The following is a 16,869-nucleotide window of genomic DNA, read 5'->3' on the forward strand; positions in this document are numbered from 1 at the left end:
GCTGCTGCAAAGAAAGTAGGCAAAGAAAGCAGCTTTTCAGGCCCGCGGTCACACGCAATTTGGGTAGTTCTCTCGTCACAGGCGGCACTCGCCTAAAGAGTGCCCTCATAGGCCCAACCGAGCTTGGATCGCGCACGGTCCGCCGCCCGAAAACGCTGAGGACACTGGTTCAGCACGAAACAGCTTCGGCACAGCGCTACGCGCTGCCGCCGGGTATGCAAGGGAAACCAAAGGGCGGCGATTGCAGTGAGATGGAGACGTTAGTAGAGAAGCACATGCATCCCCGCTTGACCGGTCGGCCGCGAAGCGGGCTGGAGCTATTTGGTGCTGAACCAGTTTATTGTGTGGTGCGATGTGGCAGACCGTGCGCGAGCCAAGCCCGATTAGGTGTTTGAGGGCACTCTTTAGGCAGCCCACGATGGACGAGAGGACTACCCAAATTGCGTGTGACCGCGGGCGTATCAGGAGCTGCTTTCTTTGCTTACTTTCTTTGCAGCAGCAAAGAAAGTGAGTGCCGCCCCGCACAGGGGCAACGCTAATAGACCGACACGATCACAGGATTGCCGAGAAGCGCAGGCAAACCAAGATCCACCTCAGCAGAAAGCAGAAACGCGAACCGAAGTCCGCGTTCTCGAGTAGAGCAGAGACAATCAGTTAACAGCAGGAATCCGCAACACTTGCCCCGGATAGATCTTATCCGGACTCTTCAACATCGGCTTATTCGCTTCGAAGATCACATCGTTCCTGGACCCATTGCCGTAATACTTCTCGGCGATCTTCCAAAGATTGTCCCCCGACACGACGGTGTAATACTGCGATTCAGGCTCGCTACTCGGCACGGTCAGCTTATCGTCGACCTTATCGACATGCTGCACATTGCCCGCGGCGACGAGAATCTTTTCCTTCGTGGCCTGATCCGGCGCCTGACCCGAAACGGTCACCGTATGCGAAGCGCCGTCATATTTCACATCGAGATTGTCCGCATTGAGACCCTGCGAACGAATGTACGTCGCGATGGCTTCGCCTGCCTTCTGATTTAGCGCGGCGACATCCACGGGTGCCGCAGCGGGCGCCGCCTGCGCGCTCGGCGTGGCTGCGCCGAAGAGTTTCTCGCCTGCTTCCTTGATAAAGCTGAGGATTCCCATTGTTCACTCCTTGGTTGACGGTGGTGTTACGGCCCGCGAAGTCTAGGCAGATTAGTCGCGATGACCACCGGATAGTTCTGAGTTTCAACAAAAGGATTTGTAGCACCGCCTATGCATCGGCGTGAGGACGCAGTTTGCAACAATCCGACGCGGACACCCGACGACAAACCGTCTGACCGACCAAGGCTTACCCGGCGCACCGCCGGGTGCCGCTTCTCGGACCCCACTTTGCCGCCCTCAGCCCAGAGCGGCATTTGTCCCGCGTGCCCATACGCGGGACGCCCCACGGTTCAGGTGACGCGAATCACGCAGCGGCTTTCGCCTGCTGCGGCTCGTCGGCCACCTGGAAGTTCGACATGATTTCGAGCGCACGCACGAGCGCCGAGTGATCCCACGCCTTGCCGCCGTTCGCCGCACATACGCTGAAAAGCTGCTGCGCACTCGCGGTGTGGGGCAGGGCGAGGCCCATCTTGCGCGCGCCGTCGAGCGCAAGATTTAGGTCCTTCTGATGCAGTTCGATACGGAAGCCCGGATTGAACGTGCGCTTCGTCATGCGCTCGCCGTGCACTTCGAGAATGCGCGACGACGCGAAGCCGCCCATCAGCGCTTTACGCACGCGCTCCGGGTCGGCGCCCGAGCGTGCCGCGAAGAGCAGCGCCTCGCCGACCGCCTCGATGTTCAGCGCGACGATGATCTGATTCGCGACCTTGCAAGTCTGACCCGCGCCGTTGTCGCCAATGAGCGAAATGTTCTTGCCCATCAGTTCGAACAGCGGCTTCGCGATATTGAACGACTTCTCCGGGCCGCCGACCATGATCGTGAGCGTCGCTTCGCGTGCGCCGACTTCGCCGCCGGACACCGGCGCGTCGAGATAGTCGCAGCCGAGCGCGTTGATCTTCTTCGCGAACTCCTGCGTTTCGAGCGGGGCGATCGAGCTCATGTCGATCACGAGCTTGCCCTTCGTCAGACCCTTCGCGACGCCGTCATCGGCGAACAGCACGGCGGCGACATCGGGCGTGTCGGGCACCATCGTGATGACGATTTCGCTCGCCTGTGCGACTTCGGTCGAGTCCGCGACGACCTGCGTCTGCGCGCGGATATCGTCCGGCACCGGAAACTTGCCGTTCACGACGAGCTTGTGGCCGCCCTTGATGAGATTGCGCGCCATGTGCGCGCCCATGATGCCGAGGCCGATGAAACCGATCGTTGCCATACTTCTAGCTCCTCCTATGTGTCTGGTTTAAGCGGTCGCGTGCTGCTTCACGCCGCCGATGTTCTGCAGCCAGCCGAGGCCCGCTTCCGTGCCGTTGAGCGGCTTGTACTCGCAGCCGATCCAGCCTTGATAGCCGATCTCGTCGAGCAGCCCGAACAGGAACGGGTAGTTGATCTCGCCCGTGCCGGGTTCGTTGCGGCCGGGGTTATCGGCGAGCTGGATATGCGCGATCTTCGGCAGGTTCTTCGTGATCGTCGCGGCGAGTTCGCCTTCCATCCGCTGCATGTGATAGATGTCGTACTGCAAGAACAGATTGTCCGAGCCGACGGCCTGGATCACGTCCAGTCCTTCCTTCGAGCGATTCAGCGCGAAGCCCGGAATGTCGTACGCGTTGCACGGCTCGACGAGCAAGCGGATGCCTTCCTTCTTGAGCGCTTCCGCTGCGAAGCGCAAGTTTTCGACGATGGTCGCGCGCGCCTGATCCGCCGATACGCCCGCCGTCGGAATCCCGACGAGACAGTTCAGTTGCGGCACGTTCAGCGCCTTCGCGTATTCGATCGCGCGCGGCACGCCGTCGCGGAATTCCGCGACACGATCCGGCAGACACGCGATGCCGCGCTCGCCCGCTTCCCAGTTGCCGGCAGGCAGGTTGTGCAGCACGATCTGCAGGTCGTTGTCCTTCAGGCGCGTCTGGATGTCGCTGATCGAGAAGGCATAGGGGAACAGGAACTCGACCGCTTTGAAACCCGCGTTCGCGGCCGCGGCGAAGCGGTCGAGAAACGGGACTTCGTTGAACAGCATGGTCAAATTCGCGGCAAATTTCGGCATTGTTCTTTCCTGATGGTCGGTCAGTGGATGCACGCCGCGCGTTCCTGCATGAACGCGCGGCGGCGATGCTTTAGTCGAGCGGCGTAACGGCGGTCGGTGCATCCGCCTTCGTTTCGGCGAGCTCTTCGAACTCGTTGATCGCGTCGATCTCGGTGCCCATCGCGATGTTGGTCACGCGTTCGAGAATCATCTCGACGACGACCGGCACCTGATGCTCCACCGCCAACGCTTGCGCCTGCTTCAGCGCGCCCGCGATGTCTTCCGGCTTGAACACGCGCAGCGCCTTGCAGCCGAGACCCTCGGCGACCGCGACGTGATCGACCCCATAGCCTTCGAGCTCAGGTGCGTTGATGTTGTCGAACGCGAGCTGCACGCAGTAGTCCATGTCGAAGCCGCGCTGCGCCTGACGGATCAGGCCGAGATACGAGTTGTTCACGACGACGTGCACGTACGGCAGCTTGAATTGCGCGCCGACGGCGAGCTCTTCGATCATGAACTGGAAATCGTAGTCGCCCGAGAGCGCGACGATCTTGCGTTGCGGGTCCGCGGCACGCACGCCGAGCGCGGCCGGGATCGTCCAGCCGAGCGGGCCGGCCTGGCCGCAGTTGATCCAGTTGCGCGCCTTGAACACGTGCAGGAACTGCGCGCCGGCGATCTGCGACAGACCGATCGTCGTGACGAAGCAGGTGTCGCGGTCGAACGCGAGGTTCATCTCTTCGTAGACGCGCTGCGGCTTCATCGGCACATTGTCGAAGTGCGTCTTGCGCTGCATCGTGCGCTTGCGCTGCTGGCAGTCCGCGACCCACGCGCCGCGGTCCTTCAGCTTGCCCGCGGCCTTCCATTCCTTCGCCACTTCGACGAACAGTTCGAGCGCCGCCTTCGCATCCGAGACGATGCCGAGATCCGGTCCAAACACGCGGCCGATCTGCGTCGGCTCGATATCCACGTGCACGAACTTACGGCCCTTGGTGTAAACCTCGACGCTGCCCGTGTGGCGATTCGCCCAGCGATTGCCGATGCCGAGCACGAAATCGGAGGCGAGCATCGTCGCGTTGCCGTAGCGGTGCGACGTCTGCAAGCCGACCATGCCGGCCATCAGCGGATGATCGTCGGGAATCGCGCCCCACGACATGAGCGTCGGAATGACCGGCACGCCGAGCGTTTCCGCGAACTGCACGAGCAGATCTTCCGCCGCCGCGTTCAGCACGCCGCCGCCCGAGACGATCAACGGCTTTTCGGCGTCGTTGAGCATCGTCAGCGCTTTTTCGATCTGCGCGCGCGTCGCTTTCGGCTTGTAGACCGGCAGCGGCTCGTACGTGTCGATGTCGAATTCGATTTCGGCGAGCTGCACGTCGATCGGCAAATCGACGAGCACCGGACCCGGACGGCCCGAGCGCATCAGATGGAAAGCCTGCTGGAACACGCGCGGCACGAGCGCCGGCTCGCGCACGGTGACAGCCCACTTCGTGACGGGCTTGGCGATCGATTCGATATCGACGGCCTGGAAATCTTCCTTGTACAAACGCGCGCGCGGCGCCTGGCCGGTGATCGCGAGAATCGGAATCGAATCGGCCTGGGCGGAGTAGAGGCCGGTGATCATGTCCGTGCCCGCCGGGCCCGACGTGCCGATGCACACGCCGATGTTGCCCGGCGCCGCGCGGGTATAACCTTCGGCCATGTGCGATGCGCCTTCGACGTGACGCGCCAGCACGTGGCTGATGCCGCCCGACTTTTTCATCGCGGAGTAAAACGGGTTGATGGCCGCGCCCGGCACACCGAACGCGGTATCGATTCCTTCCTTTTCCAGCACGAGGACGGCTGCGTCGACGGCTCTCATTTTGGGCATGGTTGTCTCCTTCCTGGGGTCTCTATCCGAAATCGCTGTCTGCATTCAAGCAGGGTTCCGTTGCACTTTAAGTCTGTGAAAAAGTTTTGATAAGATCAGCGTCAGTCGCTTTTTTCCAAACAAAAAGTATCGAATGCCCGAGTGATGAGGCATCGGCGGGAGACGCAGATGGACCGCTTCAAGCAGATAGAGACGTTCGTGCGCGTGGCCGAGGCGGGCAGTCTCGCGGCGGCGGCGCTGGAAGAGGGCGTGTCGCCCGTGATTCTGGGACGGCGCATCGACGCGCTCGAAAAGCGCCTCGGCGTGAAGCTGATGTATCGCTCGACGCGACGGCTCGTCGTGAGCGAAGAGGGCGCGGCGTTCCTCGACCGCTGCAAGAACCTGCTCGCGGACTGGGATCAGGCTGAGAACGAACTGGCGGCGGGACGGCGCGCGGTGGGCGGGCATCTGATCGTGTCGGCGCCGGCGGCCTTCGGGCGCATGCACGTCGCGCCGCACGCGCCGCCGTTCCTGCGCGACAAACCGGAATTGCAGATGTCGTTCAATCTGACCGATCGCGTCGTCGATCTGGTGCGCGAGGGCTATGACCTGTCGATTCGCATCGGCGGCGCGGTCGATCCGAATTTCGTCGCGGTGAAGCTGGCGAGCAACCGGCGCGTCGTCTGCGGCACGCCCGCGTACTTCAAGAAGCACGGCCGGCCGAAAACGCTCGAAGACCTGCCGAATCACAATTGCCTCGCGTTCAATCTGCAGGGCGGGCAGAACCGCGGCTGGTATTTCCGCCGCAATGGCAAGGTCGTGACCGTGCGCGTGACCGGCAACCTCGACTGCAACGACGGCGAATTGCTGCATCGCTGGGCTTCGGAAGGGCTCGGGCTCGGCTGGCGCTCGACGTGGGAAATTCAGCGGCAACTGGAATCGGGCGAACTCGAAACCGTGCTCGACGACTTCGAACTTCCCGATTACGACATCCTCGCGGTCTATCCGCAGCAGCGCTACGTGCCTGCGCGCGTGCGCTACTTTATTGATTATCTTAAGGAAATCTACGCGCAACCCGGATATTGGAGCCGTCGGCTGACGCTTCCCGGCGAACCGCAGCGCGAGCACGCGCGCGGCCGCTAACTGCTTGAAAAGGCGTTCGAATTTGCATTTGCGCGAGCGCGCACGAAAAGCTATAATCTTTGGCTTCTCACTTGCCGCACCGGTCCGACGCCCGGGTGGCTTTCATCCAAAAGTCAGCACAAGGAGTGAATATGCGTCATTACGAAATCGTCTTTATCGTGCACCCCGATCAAAGCGAGCAGGTGCCCGCGATGATCGAGCGCTACAAGAGCACGATCACGTCGCACGGTGGTCAGATCCACCGCATCGAGGACTGGGGCCGTCGCCAACTGGCCTACATGATCGAGAAACTCGCGAAGGCTCACTACGTCTGCATGAACATCGAATGCGATCAGGCTACGCTCGAAGAGCTGGAGCACGCATTCAAGTTCAACGACGCCGTTCTGCGTCACCTTATCGTCAAGATGAAGAAGGCTGAAACCAGCCCGTCGCCGATGATGAAGGAAGTGCAGCGCGAAGAAGCCAAGAAGGCGGCCAGCCAGCCGTCCGAAGCGCAGGCTTAAGGCGAATCTTTCGCCACAGCCACCAAGGTTTAAGTGAACCGGCTGCAACTGACAGCGAGCGTCGTGGAACGCGAACCGGTGCGGTACACGCCCGCCGGCATCCCGATCGCAAGCTGCACGTTGCAACACGCGGCAGAAGTCGTCGAGGCGGGCATCGCCCGGAAAGTCGAACTGACTCTGCAGGCGGTCGCGGCCGGCGAAGCGAGCGGCAAACTGGAAAGCTGTCCGATGGGCGTCGAAACACGCTTCACGGGCTTTCTGGCGAAGAGAAGCCGTAACGCGCGAACCTTGGTGTTTCACATCACAGAATTGCAGGACATTGGAAAGGACTAATCATGCCCCGCCCGACTGGTAAGAAATTCGACAAGCGTCGTCAGCAACAAAACCCGCTCTTCAAGCGCAAGAAGTTCTGCCGTTTCACGGCAGCCGGTGTCGAGTACATCGACTACAAGGACACGGAAACGCTGAAGGACTTCATCGGCGAAAACGGCAAGATCACGCCGGCTCGTCTGACTGGCACGAAGGCGCACTATCAGCGCCAGCTCGACACGGCAATCAAGCGCGCGCGTTTCCTCGCGCTCCTGCCGTACACCGACCTGCACAAGGCCTAAATCAGACGACGCACTAAGGAAAGCCAAAAATGCAAATCATTCTTTTGGAAAAGGTCGTCAACCTGGGCAACCTCGGCGATATCGTCAAGGTCAAGGACGGCTACGCACGTAACTTCCTGATCCCCGGCAAGAAGGCACGCCGCGCGACCAAGGACGCAATCGCCGAATTCGAAGTTCGCCGCGCGGACCTCGAAAAGGTCGCCGCTGAAAAGCTGGCAGCCGCACAAGCTCAGGGCGAAAAGCTGAACGGCTTCACGGTTCAGATCGCCCAGAAGGCTGGCGTCGACGGCCGTCTGTTCGGTTCGGTCACGAATGCGGACATCGCTGACGCGCTGAAGAAGCAAGGCTTCGCGGAAGTGGAAAAGGCGCAAGTGCGTCTGCCGCAAGGCCCGATCAAGATGGTCGGCGACCATCCGGTTCAAGTGGCGCTGCACACGGACGTCCTCGTCGACGTCAACGTGTCGGTGCTCGGCGAGCACGCGTAAGTTTCAGGCGAGGCCTCGCGTCTCGCAACGCACGAAAGAAAGGCAGGAACCGTCGAGGTTCCTGCCTTTTTTATTTGTCTGAGCGTTGTTCCTACGCGCTGAATTCATCGATAATTCCACCCCATGAACGCACCGTCCAAAGACCCGCAACTCGACGCGCTGAAGGTCCCGCCGCACTCGATCGAAGCCGAGCAATCCGTGATCGGCGGCCTGCTGCTGGACAACGCCGCATGGGACCGCATCGCCGATGTGATGCATCAGGGCGATTTCTATCGCTACGACCATCGCATCATTTATGAGCATATCGGCAAGCTGATTGCTTCGACGCGTCCGGCGGACGTCATCACCGTCTACGAAGCGCTCACGATGGCCGGCAAGGCCGAGGAAGTGGGCGGGCTCGCGTATCTGAACGCGCTCGCGCAGAACACGCCGAGCGCGGCGAATATCCGCCGTTACGCGGAGATCGTGCGCGATCGTGCGGTGCTGCGCCGTCTGGTTTCCGTCGCCGATGAAATCTCCGCCGATGCGTTCAATCCGCAAGGCAAGGAAGTCCGCCAGATTCTCGACGAAGCCGAAGCGCGCGTGTTCTCGATCGCCGAAGAGGGCGCGCGCGGCACGCAGGGTTTTCTGGAGATCGGACCGCTCTTGACGCAAGTCGTCGAGCGCATCGACACGCTCTATCACACAGCCAATCCAAGCGATGTGACCGGCACGCCGACAGGCTTCGTCGACCTCGACCGCATGACGTCGGGCATGCACGGCGGCGAGCTGATCATCGTGGCGGGCCGCCCGTCGATGGGTAAGACGGCCTTTTCGATGAATATCGGCGAATACGTGGCCGTGGAATACGGCTTGCCCGTCGCCGTGTTCTCGATGGAAATGCCCGGCACGCAGCTCACCATGCGTATGCTCGGCTCGGTCGGCCGGCTGGACCAGCATCGCATGCGCACCGGGCGTCTCACCGACGAAGACTGGCCGAAGCTCACGCACGCCGTCCAGAAAATGAGCGAGGCGCAACTTTTCATCGACGAAACCGGCGGCCTGAATCCGATGGAACTGCGCTCGCGCGCGCGGCGTTTGTCGCGGCAGTGCGGCAAGCTCGGCCTCATCATCGTCGATTACTTGCAGCTCATGTCCGGCTCGGGCGGCGGCGAAAACCGCGCGACCGAAATCTCCGAGATATCGCGTTCGCTGAAGAGCCTCGCGAAGGAACTCGACGTGCCGGTCATCGCGCTGTCGCAGCTGAATCGCGGTCTCGAGCAGCGTCCGAACAAGCGGCCGATCATGTCGGACCTGCGCGAATCGGGCGCTATCGAACAGGACGCGGACGTGATCCTCTTCATCTATCGTGACGAAGTCTACAATCCCGACAGCCCCGACAAGGGCACGGCGGAAATCATCATCGGCAAGCAGCGTAACGGTCCGATCGGGCCGGTTCGCCTGACCTTCCACGGCCAATACACGAAGTTCGACAACTTCGCGGGCGCACAAAACTTCTACGGCGGCGAATAGGCCAGTTACCGCAACCGCTGTCAAGTCCGGGGCAATAGCGGCCGCGCGTCAGATGCGCGCGGTGCGTCGGGTAGTGCACACAGGTACAATATGTCAGTTTGATGTCTGACTCAGATTGACCCATTTATCGGGATTTTCATGTTCGGTCGTTTCATGCCCACCGAGGGCAAATTTTTCGAGATTTTCAACGCGCATGCGAAGTGCATGGTCGACGCGAGCCGCGAGCTTGAACTGCTGATCGACAACCTCGACGAAGCCGAGGTTCACAAGCAGAACGTGCAGGCGAACGAGAAGCGCGCCGACAAGCTCACGCACGAAACCATCGACCTGTTGCACAAGACGTTCATCACGCCGCTCGACCGCGACGAAATCCACAAGCTCATCACGACGATGGACGACATCCTCGACCTGATGGAGGACGTGGCCACCGCTATTTCCCTGTACGACGTGCGTTTCGTGACGTCGGAGGCGAGCCAGCTCGCGCATATCTGCACGAGCACGGTCACGCGCGTGCAGCAGGCCGTCGAATTGCTGGCGGACATGAAGCGCGCGAGCGAAATCCTGAAGATCTGCGAGGAAATCGACCGGCTCGAGTCGGACGCGGACCGCGTGTTGCGCTCGGCGATGTCGAAGCTCTTCCGCGAGGAAGACGACGTCAAGACGCTCATCAAGCTGAAGGCGATCTACGAACTGCTCGAGACGATTACCGACAAGTGCGAAGACGTCGCGAACATCATCGAAGGCATCGTGCTGGAAAACGCCTGATCATGCCGCCCGAGCCCGCGGCGCATCACGCAACGCGGGCAACGACGACACAATCCCGCGCCGTCTTCGAGCGCCGGTAAAAACAACACCAACCGATGCATTCGATTCAACTCGCCATCTGGGCAGTCGCCTTGCTCGTCATAGTCGCACTCGCGTTCGACTTCATGAACGGCTTTCACGACGCCGCCAACTCCATCGCCACGGTCGTTTCGACCGGCGTATTGAAGCCGCAGCAGGCGGTCGCCTTCGCCGCGGCGTTCAACGTCATCGCGTATTTCATCTTTCACCTCAAGGTCGCCGCAACCGTCGGAAAGGGCACGATCGATCCCGAAATCGTCGATCATTACGTCATTTTCGGCGCGCTCGTCGGCGCGATAGGCTGGAACATCGTCACCTGGATCTACGGCATTCCATCGAGTTCGTCGCACGCACTGATCGGCGGCCTCGTCGGCGCGGCGCTCGCCAAATCCGGCTGGGGGTCGCTCAACTGGGACGGGCTGCTCAAGACCGTCGCATTCATCTTCATCTCGCCGCTGCTCGGCTTCGTGCTCGGCTCGTTCTTCATGCTACTCGTGTCGTGGCTGTATTTCCGCACGCCGCCTTCGAAGGTCGACCGGCGTTTCCGCCGCATGCAGCTCGTTTCGGCTGGCCTGTATTCGCTCGGCCATGGTGGCAACGATGCGCAAAAAACCATCGGCATCATCTGGATGTTGCTGATCGCGACCGGCTACGCCTCCGCAACAGCCGAAGCGCCGCCCGTCTGGGTAATCGGCCTGTGCTACCTGTCGATGGGTCTCGGCACGCTCTTCGGCGGCTGGCGCATCGTGCGGACCATGGGTCAGAAGATCACGAAGCTGAAGCCGGTCGGCGGATTCTGCGCGGAGACGGGCGGGGCGATCACGCTCTTCGTCGCGTCGTTCCTCGGCATTCCCGTTTCGACGACCCATACGATCACCGGCGCGATCGTCGGCGTCGGCGCGACGCAGAAATTCAGCGCCGTGCGTTGGGGCGTCGCGGGCAATATCGTGTGGGCGTGGATTCTGACCATTCCCGCGTCCGCCGCGCTCGCGGCGGCCGGCTGGTGGATCGGCCACCGCTTCCTTTGATTCGTTCCGCCTGCGGGCTCTCATCGGGCCCGCAGCGCGTCAGATGATCGGCGACGACACTCCGTCCATCGGAATGATTGCGCCCGACACGTAACTCGCGCGGCGGCTCGCCAGAAAGAGCGCAACGTCGGCGATTTCCTCCGGCTTCGCATAGCGTCCGAGCGGCACTTTCGCCTGACTGTCGGCGAGCACCTGATCGCGCGTCACGCCTTGCCGCTTCGCCTCCAGATCGAGCGCTTCCTCGACGCGTTCCGTGAGCGTCGCGCCCGGATTGATCGCGTTGATGCGGATGCCGAGCTTCGCGTAGTGATGCGCGAGCCCGACGGTGTTGAGCATCAGCGCCGCATTGGCCGCGCCGCCTGCGATGTGGATGTCCGTCGCGATCTTGCCGCCCATTCCCACGATGTTGACGATCGCGCCAGGCTCGGCTTTCGGATCGTTACGCAGGCGCTCCGCCATGCGCTTGAGAACGACCTGCTGCGGATAGACATAGGAGAAGTATTTGGCGTCCATCGCCGCTCTGTAGGCCGCGGCGTCGAGCGTGTCCGGATCGTAGCGGCGCGCGGCGCCGGCGCTGTTGATAAGAATGTCGATCGGCCCGAGCGCCGTGCTCGCTTCCTCGACGACATCCTCGGCGCTGTGGGCCTCGTGCAGGTCGGCGCGCGCGAGATGCACGTGATACCCGTCGCTCGCGAGTTGCTCCCGGGCGCGGGCCAGATTCGCAGCGTCGCGCGAAACAATCGCGACCTTCGCGCCTTCGCTCGCGAACGCTCTGGCGCATGCAAATCCGATCCCCTTGCTGCCGCCCGTAATCAGGACAACCTTGCCCGCGAGTCCCAGGTCCATGGTGTTGCGCTCCGTCGACGAATGATCGGAACACGATAGCAGAGACGCGCAGCGCGCGTCAGTTCGTGCCGGTGGCGAAGCGGGCGATGGGATCGTCGTTCTGTGCGGGGCGGGGTGCGGCGAGCGAGCCGGTGGAGGCGCGCATCACGCGCACGGGCGGCTCGGCGGAATCGTAGGGATCGGCAGCGGCTTGTGCGGAGCGCGCCTGCTGACGCGCGGCGGTCGATGTCGGGGGCGGCGGTTCGAAGGCGTCGGCGGCGGCCTGAATCGGATCCGATGAAGCGTTGATCGTCGCGACGCCAGGCGTCGTAGCGCTAGCGGCGCGAGCCTGGCGTTGCGCCGCGTTGAGCGTCGAGGGCGGTGGCTCGAAAGCGTCGGCGGATGACGGAGCAGGCGCTTGCACGGGCGCAGGCGACGCGATGTAAGTCGGCGCATCGAACGGGGTAGGCGCGGTCTTCGGCGGCGCGACGCGGCGAATGCCGTCGAATCGTTTCGCCCAGTACGGGTTCGTCAGATAGTCGAGGCGCACCGTGCCGCCCGTCGATGGCGCATTCACGAAGCGCAGCTTGCCGACATAGATGCCCACGTGCGAATGCGGCCGTCCGGTCGTGTTGAAGAAGATCAGATCGCCCGGCGCGATCTCGTCGGGTTCGACCGATTCGCCGCGCGAACTCATGTCGGCGGTCGTACGCGGCAGATTCACGGACGCTGCGCGGTCGACGACATACCGCACGAGCCCGCTGCAATCGAAGCCCGCATCGGGCGTGTTGCCGCCCCAGCGATACGGCACGCCGACGAGCGACATCGCCTGAATGGAGATTTCCTCGCGCCCGACACTGTGATCGACGAACTTCGGAAAACCGGGCGGCGGACTATAAGTGCGGTTGGCGCTCGTGCTGGCCGCAGGCTTGCGTGCCGTCTGCTGCGGCGCGGATCCACACGCGGCGAGCATGACGGTAACAAGTAGCGGCAGGCAGATTCGACGCATTGCAAAAGGCGAGCGGCAACCCGCCAGGAAGGACAGTGTGCCGATACTAATCCGCCGCACGGCCGTGCGGCAAGATGTCTTGAGGATTTACATGAAGTCTGTGCCGTAAGTGTTGCAAGTGCGGAACGTTAGGACGAAAGGAAACGGCCCGGCAGGATCGCTCCGCCGGGCCGTTTCATCGCGTTGAAAGCCGCGCGCTTACAGAATGTCGGACGCGTAATCGGCGAGGCGCGAACGCTCGCCGCGCGCGAGGGTCACGTGACCGCTGTGCGTCCAGCCTTTGAAGCGATCGACGACATACGTGAGACCCGAACTGCCTTCGGTCAGGTACGGCGTGTCGATCTGCGCGATGTTGCCGAGGCACACGATCTTCGTGCCGGGGCCCGCGCGCGTGACGAGCGTTTTCATCTGCTTCGGCGTGAGATTCTGCGCCTCGTCGATGATCACGTACTTGTCGACGAACGTGCGTCCGCGCATGAAGTTCATGCTCTTCACCTTCAGACGCGAACGGATGAGCTCCTGCGTCGCGGCGCGGCCCCATTCGCCGGCGGCGTCATCGGTCTTCTGGAGGACTTCGAGGTTGTCGTCGAATGCGCCCATCCACGGCTGCATCTTCTCTTCCTCGGTGCCGGGCAGAAAGCCGATGTCCTCGCCGACCGGAACCGTCGCACGCGTCACGATGATCTCGTTGTAGCGCTTGTCGTCGAGCACTTGCGCAAGGCCCGCGGCGAGCGCCATCAGCGTCTTGCCGGTGCCGGCCTGACCCAGCAGCGTGACGAAATCGACTTCCGGGTTCATCAGCAGATTCAGCGCGAAGTTCTGCTCGCGGTTGCGCGCAGTGATGCCCCACACGTTGTTCTTGTGATGACCGTAGTCGCGCAGCGTCTGCAGGAGCGCGGTCTTGCCGTTGAGCTCGCGCACGACCGCATGGAACGACGGCTCGCCGTTCTGCGGCTCGAGATAGACGAACTCGTTGACGAGCATCGAAGGGCACAGCGGCCCGGTCACGCGGTAATACGTGGTGCCGGTCTTGGTGTCCTGCCAGCTCTCCATGCCCTTCGCGTGCTTGGTCCAGAAGTCCTGCGGCAGTGCGCGCACGCCGGAGTAGAGCAGATCCTTGTCTTCGAGAACCTGATCGTTGAAGTAGTCTTCGGCAGGCAGACCGAGCGCGTGCGCCTTGATGCGCATGTTGATGTCTTTCGACACCAGCACGACCTGGCGATCCGGCCGCTCCTTCTGCAGCGCGCGCACGACGCCGAGAATCTGGTTGTCCGCCTTGCCGACGGGCAGGCCTTCGACCGGCTCGATGTCCGTGAGCGTCGTCTGGAAGTAGAGGCGGCCGAGCGCGTCGCGATTGCCTTGCGCAGCGAGCGGAAGCCCTTCGGCCATCTTGCTGGCGTTGCCCGCGTGCGCGACGAGCGCATCGAGCGTCCGGCTCACCTGACGCGCGTTGCGCGCCACTTCCGACATGCCCTTCTTGTGGTTGTCGAGTTCTTCCAACGTCATCATCGGCAGATAGACGTCGTGTTCCTCGAAGCGGAAGAGCGAACTCGGGTCGTGCATCAGCACGTTGGTGTCGAGCACGAAGAGCTTGCGTAATTCGGCTTCGGCAGCCGTGCCCTTGCGACGTTTGTTCTGCGCGCGCGTATCGCGCGCCGTGGCCGAGACAGGTGCTTCGGTCGCGACGGGCGTTTCGGCGCGCTCCGTGCGCGCTTCGACTGCATCCGGCGTGGCGCGGGCGCCGGGCGTCGGCTGCAGGAGCGCGGCGGTCTGCTTCGATTTTCGGCCGCGCGTAGGGACGGTGCCCGGTGCGGGCGGCGGCACGACGGCTTCGACGTGCGGCTCGGCCGGAATCTGGGTCAGCACTTCGTTCGCGATCGAGCGCAGCGTGTGCGCGGCGTTCGTGGCGGGACGCTCGGCGGCGACGGTCTCGACCGCGCCATAGGCGTCGTCATCGCTCGCCGCGGCTTGTTTTTTCGACTGCTTCGAAGGCCGGGCTTTGGCCTTGTATTCTTCAGCCGGAAGGAGATGGCCGAGCTTGGCCGGGGCGGTAGGCAAAGGCATGATGTTCCCTCGAAAGGAATCGGGTCGTGTATCGTGCGCCGCCTGTCGCATCCTGCTCGTACGCCCTCGAAGCGATACGAATCCTGCAGTTTGCGCCCGGAGGCGCGCTTCGTTGTCGAAATCGCCGGTTCGCCTAAGTTTCGATCTGCTCCTTGGAGGTTGCGTGCAACACGCCGCGCCCGAGCCGATGAAGCGTGGCTTTCGTGCGACGCCAAATGAAAAAGCCGCCGTTCCGACTACCGGAACCAGCGGCTGACTTCAGCTTCAGAGCGCCTTTCCCTTGCCGGATCCACATAGCCCGGGTCCATGCCCACCGTACCCACAGGCACACGGCGGCTTGCACTGGAACGAAGGAAATGGGGAAGGCAGGCGCTCATTGCGAACCAATATAACGTGCCTCAAATCGCTTGTACAGCCTCGACGATCGCCTCTACGTGGCCCGGCACCTTGACACCGCGAAACTCGCGTCGCAGCACGCCGTTTGCGTCGACGAGGAAGGTCGAGCGCTCCACGCCGCGCACTTCCTTGCCATACATCTTCTTCATCTTGATGACATCGAAGAGCGTGCAGATCGCTTCGTCAGCGTCCGAAACCAGCGTGTAAGGCAGCTCGAGCTTCGCCTTGAAGTTGTCGTGCGATTTCACGCTGTCGCGCGAGATGCCGATCACTTCCGCGCCGGCCGCCTTGAACTGATCGTAGTGGTCGCGAAATTGCAGGCTTTCGGTGGTGCAGCCGGGCGTGTTGTCCTTCGGATAAAAGAAGAGCACGACCTTTCTGCCGCGCAAGGAGGACAGGGTGAACTCGCCACCCGTCGCGGGTGCGGTGAAGTCGGGAACGGGCTGGTCGACTGCAACTGACACGTAGGTTTCTCCGGTTGTTCTGGTTTATCGGTGAGAAAAGCGAGGCGGGGAAAAAGCGGCCACGCGCCGCTTCAGCCCGGCTGGACGATCAGTTCGCCCGCGCGGCCCGGAATCTCGCCCCACGTCACAGGGTACGTGGGCAGCGACGCGCGGTCCAGCGCCGCATGGTAATCGCCCATCGTGGCAAAGCTGTGTCCCTGCGCGCGCCAGCCGGCGAGCAGTTGCTCGAACACCGGCGCGAGCTTCTGGCCTTCGAGTTCGGCGTGCAGCGTGAACACCTGATCGTGCGGATTGTTCGCCGTATGACGCAGCACGTGCGCCGCGACATTGCTTTCGTCGACGCCGTCGACGCCGAGCACTTCGTCGAGCGTCGGCAGCGTGGTCGGCATCTGGATGTGATTCAGCGTGCGGCCGTCGAGCACGGGAATATACGGCGTGTGGCCGCGCCCGTCGGATGCGTAGCGCATGCCCCACGCGTCGATCTGCTCGAACGCGTAGCCGTTCATCTGCCAGCCGGCGGCGCCGTGCGTGACGGGCGGTCCGCCGAAAATCTCGATGAAGCGCGCGTGGCTCTGCTGCATCTGCGCGACGGTCCAGTCGCGATCACGCCCGCGCACGTTGTCCTGCCAGTAGACGTGATCCCACGTATGGATGCCGCATTCGAAGCCGGCCTCGTGGATCGCACGCATTTCCGACACCGCTTCGCGGCCGATATCCGGCCCCGGCAGCAGCACGCCGTACATGAGCGTCTTCAGGCCGTAATGCTCGACCACCGACGTGCGCGACACCTTCTTCAGAAAGCCGGGCCGGAAGACCCGCCGCAGCGCCCAGCCGGTATGATCCGGGCCGAGACTGAAGAGGAACGTCGCGCGGGCGCTGTACTTGTCGAGGAGCCGCCCGAGGTTCGGCACGCCTTCGCGCGTGCCGCGCAGCGTATCGACGTCGATTTTCAGAACGATGCGAGCCACGCGCGCG

The 16,869-nt window shown here is 62.6% G+C and carries 17 protein-coding genes; 8 read left to right on the forward strand and 9 right to left on the reverse strand.

Annotation, left to right across the window (positions count from 1 at the left end; translation table 11 throughout):
* Positions 1-650: 650 nt before the first annotated feature.
* The 4 genes from lysM to gcl form a co-directional block, all read right to left on the reverse strand.
* The gene (gene lysM / locus NCR93_RS06555) at positions 651-1,145 is read right to left on the reverse strand and encodes a peptidoglycan-binding protein LysM (RefSeq protein WP_175980098.1); all 495 of its coding nucleotides are present in this window, start codon (positions 1,143-1,145) and stop codon (positions 651-653) included.
* A gap of 304 nt (positions 1,146-1,449) precedes the next feature.
* A complete protein-coding gene (locus NCR93_RS06560; protein WP_175980099.1) occupies positions 1,450-2,358 on the reverse strand; it encodes a 2-hydroxy-3-oxopropionate reductase in 909 nt (302 codons plus the stop codon).
* A 27-nt stretch (positions 2,359-2,385) separates the two neighbouring features.
* Positions 2,386-3,186 carry a hydroxypyruvate isomerase gene (gene hyi / locus NCR93_RS06565; protein WP_175980100.1) on the reverse strand — a complete coding sequence of 267 codons (801 nt, stop codon included), beginning with the start codon at positions 3,184-3,186 and terminating at the stop codon, positions 2,386-2,388.
* A 70-nt stretch (positions 3,187-3,256) separates the two neighbouring features.
* Positions 3,257-5,032 carry a glyoxylate carboligase gene (gene gcl, locus NCR93_RS06570; RefSeq protein WP_175980101.1) on the reverse strand — a complete coding sequence of 592 codons (1,776 nt, stop codon included), beginning with the start codon at positions 5,030-5,032 and terminating at the stop codon, positions 3,257-3,259.
* 168 nt (positions 5,033-5,200) lie between these two features.
* Here gcl and NCR93_RS06575 point away from each other — a divergent pair, with 168 nt between their 5' ends.
* The 8 genes from NCR93_RS06575 (at position 5,201) to NCR93_RS06610 (ending at position 11,136) form a co-directional block, all read left to right on the forward strand.
* Positions 5,201-6,154: a LysR family transcriptional regulator gene (locus NCR93_RS06575; protein WP_008349850.1), complete on the forward strand. Its 954-nt coding sequence runs from the start codon at positions 5,201-5,203 to the stop codon at positions 6,152-6,154.
* A gap of 131 nt (positions 6,155-6,285) precedes the next feature.
* Positions 6,286-6,657 carry a 30S ribosomal protein S6 gene (gene rpsF / locus NCR93_RS06580; RefSeq protein ID WP_008349848.1) on the forward strand — a complete coding sequence of 124 codons (372 nt, stop codon included), beginning with the start codon at positions 6,286-6,288 and terminating at the stop codon, positions 6,655-6,657.
* A 33-nt stretch (positions 6,658-6,690) separates the two neighbouring features.
* Positions 6,691-6,990, forward strand: coding sequence for a primosomal replication protein N (gene priB / locus NCR93_RS06585; RefSeq protein ID WP_175980102.1), 300 nt, complete (start codon positions 6,691-6,693; stop codon positions 6,988-6,990).
* Positions 6,991-6,992: 2 nt separating this feature from the next.
* Positions 6,993-7,268, forward strand: coding sequence for a 30S ribosomal protein S18 (rpsR, locus tag NCR93_RS06590; protein WP_007000150.1), 276 nt, complete (start codon positions 6,993-6,995; stop codon positions 7,266-7,268).
* 29 nt (positions 7,269-7,297) lie between these two features.
* A complete protein-coding gene (gene rplI, locus NCR93_RS06595; RefSeq protein WP_175980103.1) occupies positions 7,298-7,753 on the forward strand; it encodes a 50S ribosomal protein L9 in 456 nt (151 codons plus the stop codon).
* A gap of 123 nt (positions 7,754-7,876) precedes the next feature.
* Complete coding sequence (locus NCR93_RS06600) at positions 7,877-9,265, forward strand: replicative DNA helicase (RefSeq protein WP_008349838.1); 1,389 nt, start codon at positions 7,877-7,879, stop codon at positions 9,263-9,265.
* A gap of 138 nt (positions 9,266-9,403) precedes the next feature.
* Entirely contained in the window at positions 9,404-10,030 is a 627-nt protein-coding gene (locus NCR93_RS06605) for a DUF47 domain-containing protein (protein ID WP_008349836.1), read from the forward strand.
* Between the two features lie 95 nt (positions 10,031-10,125).
* Positions 10,126-11,136 carry an inorganic phosphate transporter gene (locus NCR93_RS06610; RefSeq protein ID WP_008349834.1) on the forward strand — a complete coding sequence of 337 codons (1,011 nt, stop codon included), beginning with the start codon at positions 10,126-10,128 and terminating at the stop codon, positions 11,134-11,136.
* Positions 11,137-11,175: 39 nt separating this feature from the next.
* Here NCR93_RS06610 and NCR93_RS06615 read toward each other — a convergent pair whose 3' ends face one another.
* The 5 genes from NCR93_RS06615 to NCR93_RS06635 all read right to left on the reverse strand — a co-directional run bounded on the left by NCR93_RS06615 (position 11,176) and on the right by NCR93_RS06635 (position 16,862).
* Entirely contained in the window at positions 11,176-11,982 is an 807-nt protein-coding gene (locus tag NCR93_RS06615; protein ID WP_175980104.1) for an SDR family oxidoreductase, read from the reverse strand.
* A gap of 58 nt (positions 11,983-12,040) precedes the next feature.
* Positions 12,041-12,970, reverse strand: a complete 930-nt coding sequence (locus tag NCR93_RS06620) for a C40 family peptidase (RefSeq protein WP_033536115.1) — start codon at positions 12,968-12,970, stop codon at positions 12,041-12,043.
* A 198-nt stretch (positions 12,971-13,168) separates the two neighbouring features.
* Positions 13,169-15,034 (reverse strand): PhoH family protein, encoded by a 1,866-nt coding sequence (locus NCR93_RS06625; RefSeq protein WP_008349829.1) that lies wholly within the window; start codon positions 15,032-15,034, stop codon positions 13,169-13,171.
* 398 nt (positions 15,035-15,432) lie between these two features.
* Positions 15,433-15,894: a peroxiredoxin gene (locus NCR93_RS06630; protein WP_008349827.1), complete on the reverse strand. Its 462-nt coding sequence runs from the start codon at positions 15,892-15,894 to the stop codon at positions 15,433-15,435.
* Positions 15,895-15,965: 71 nt separating this feature from the next.
* Complete coding sequence (locus NCR93_RS06635; protein WP_175980105.1) at positions 15,966-16,862, reverse strand: polysaccharide deacetylase family protein; 897 nt, start codon at positions 16,860-16,862, stop codon at positions 15,966-15,968.
* Positions 16,863-16,869: the final 7 nt, after the last annotated feature.

This window comes from Caballeronia sp. ATUFL_F1_KS39 (genome assembly GCF_023630985.1).
Taxonomy (GTDB): domain Bacteria; phylum Pseudomonadota; class Gammaproteobacteria; order Burkholderiales; family Burkholderiaceae; genus Caballeronia; species Caballeronia zhejiangensis.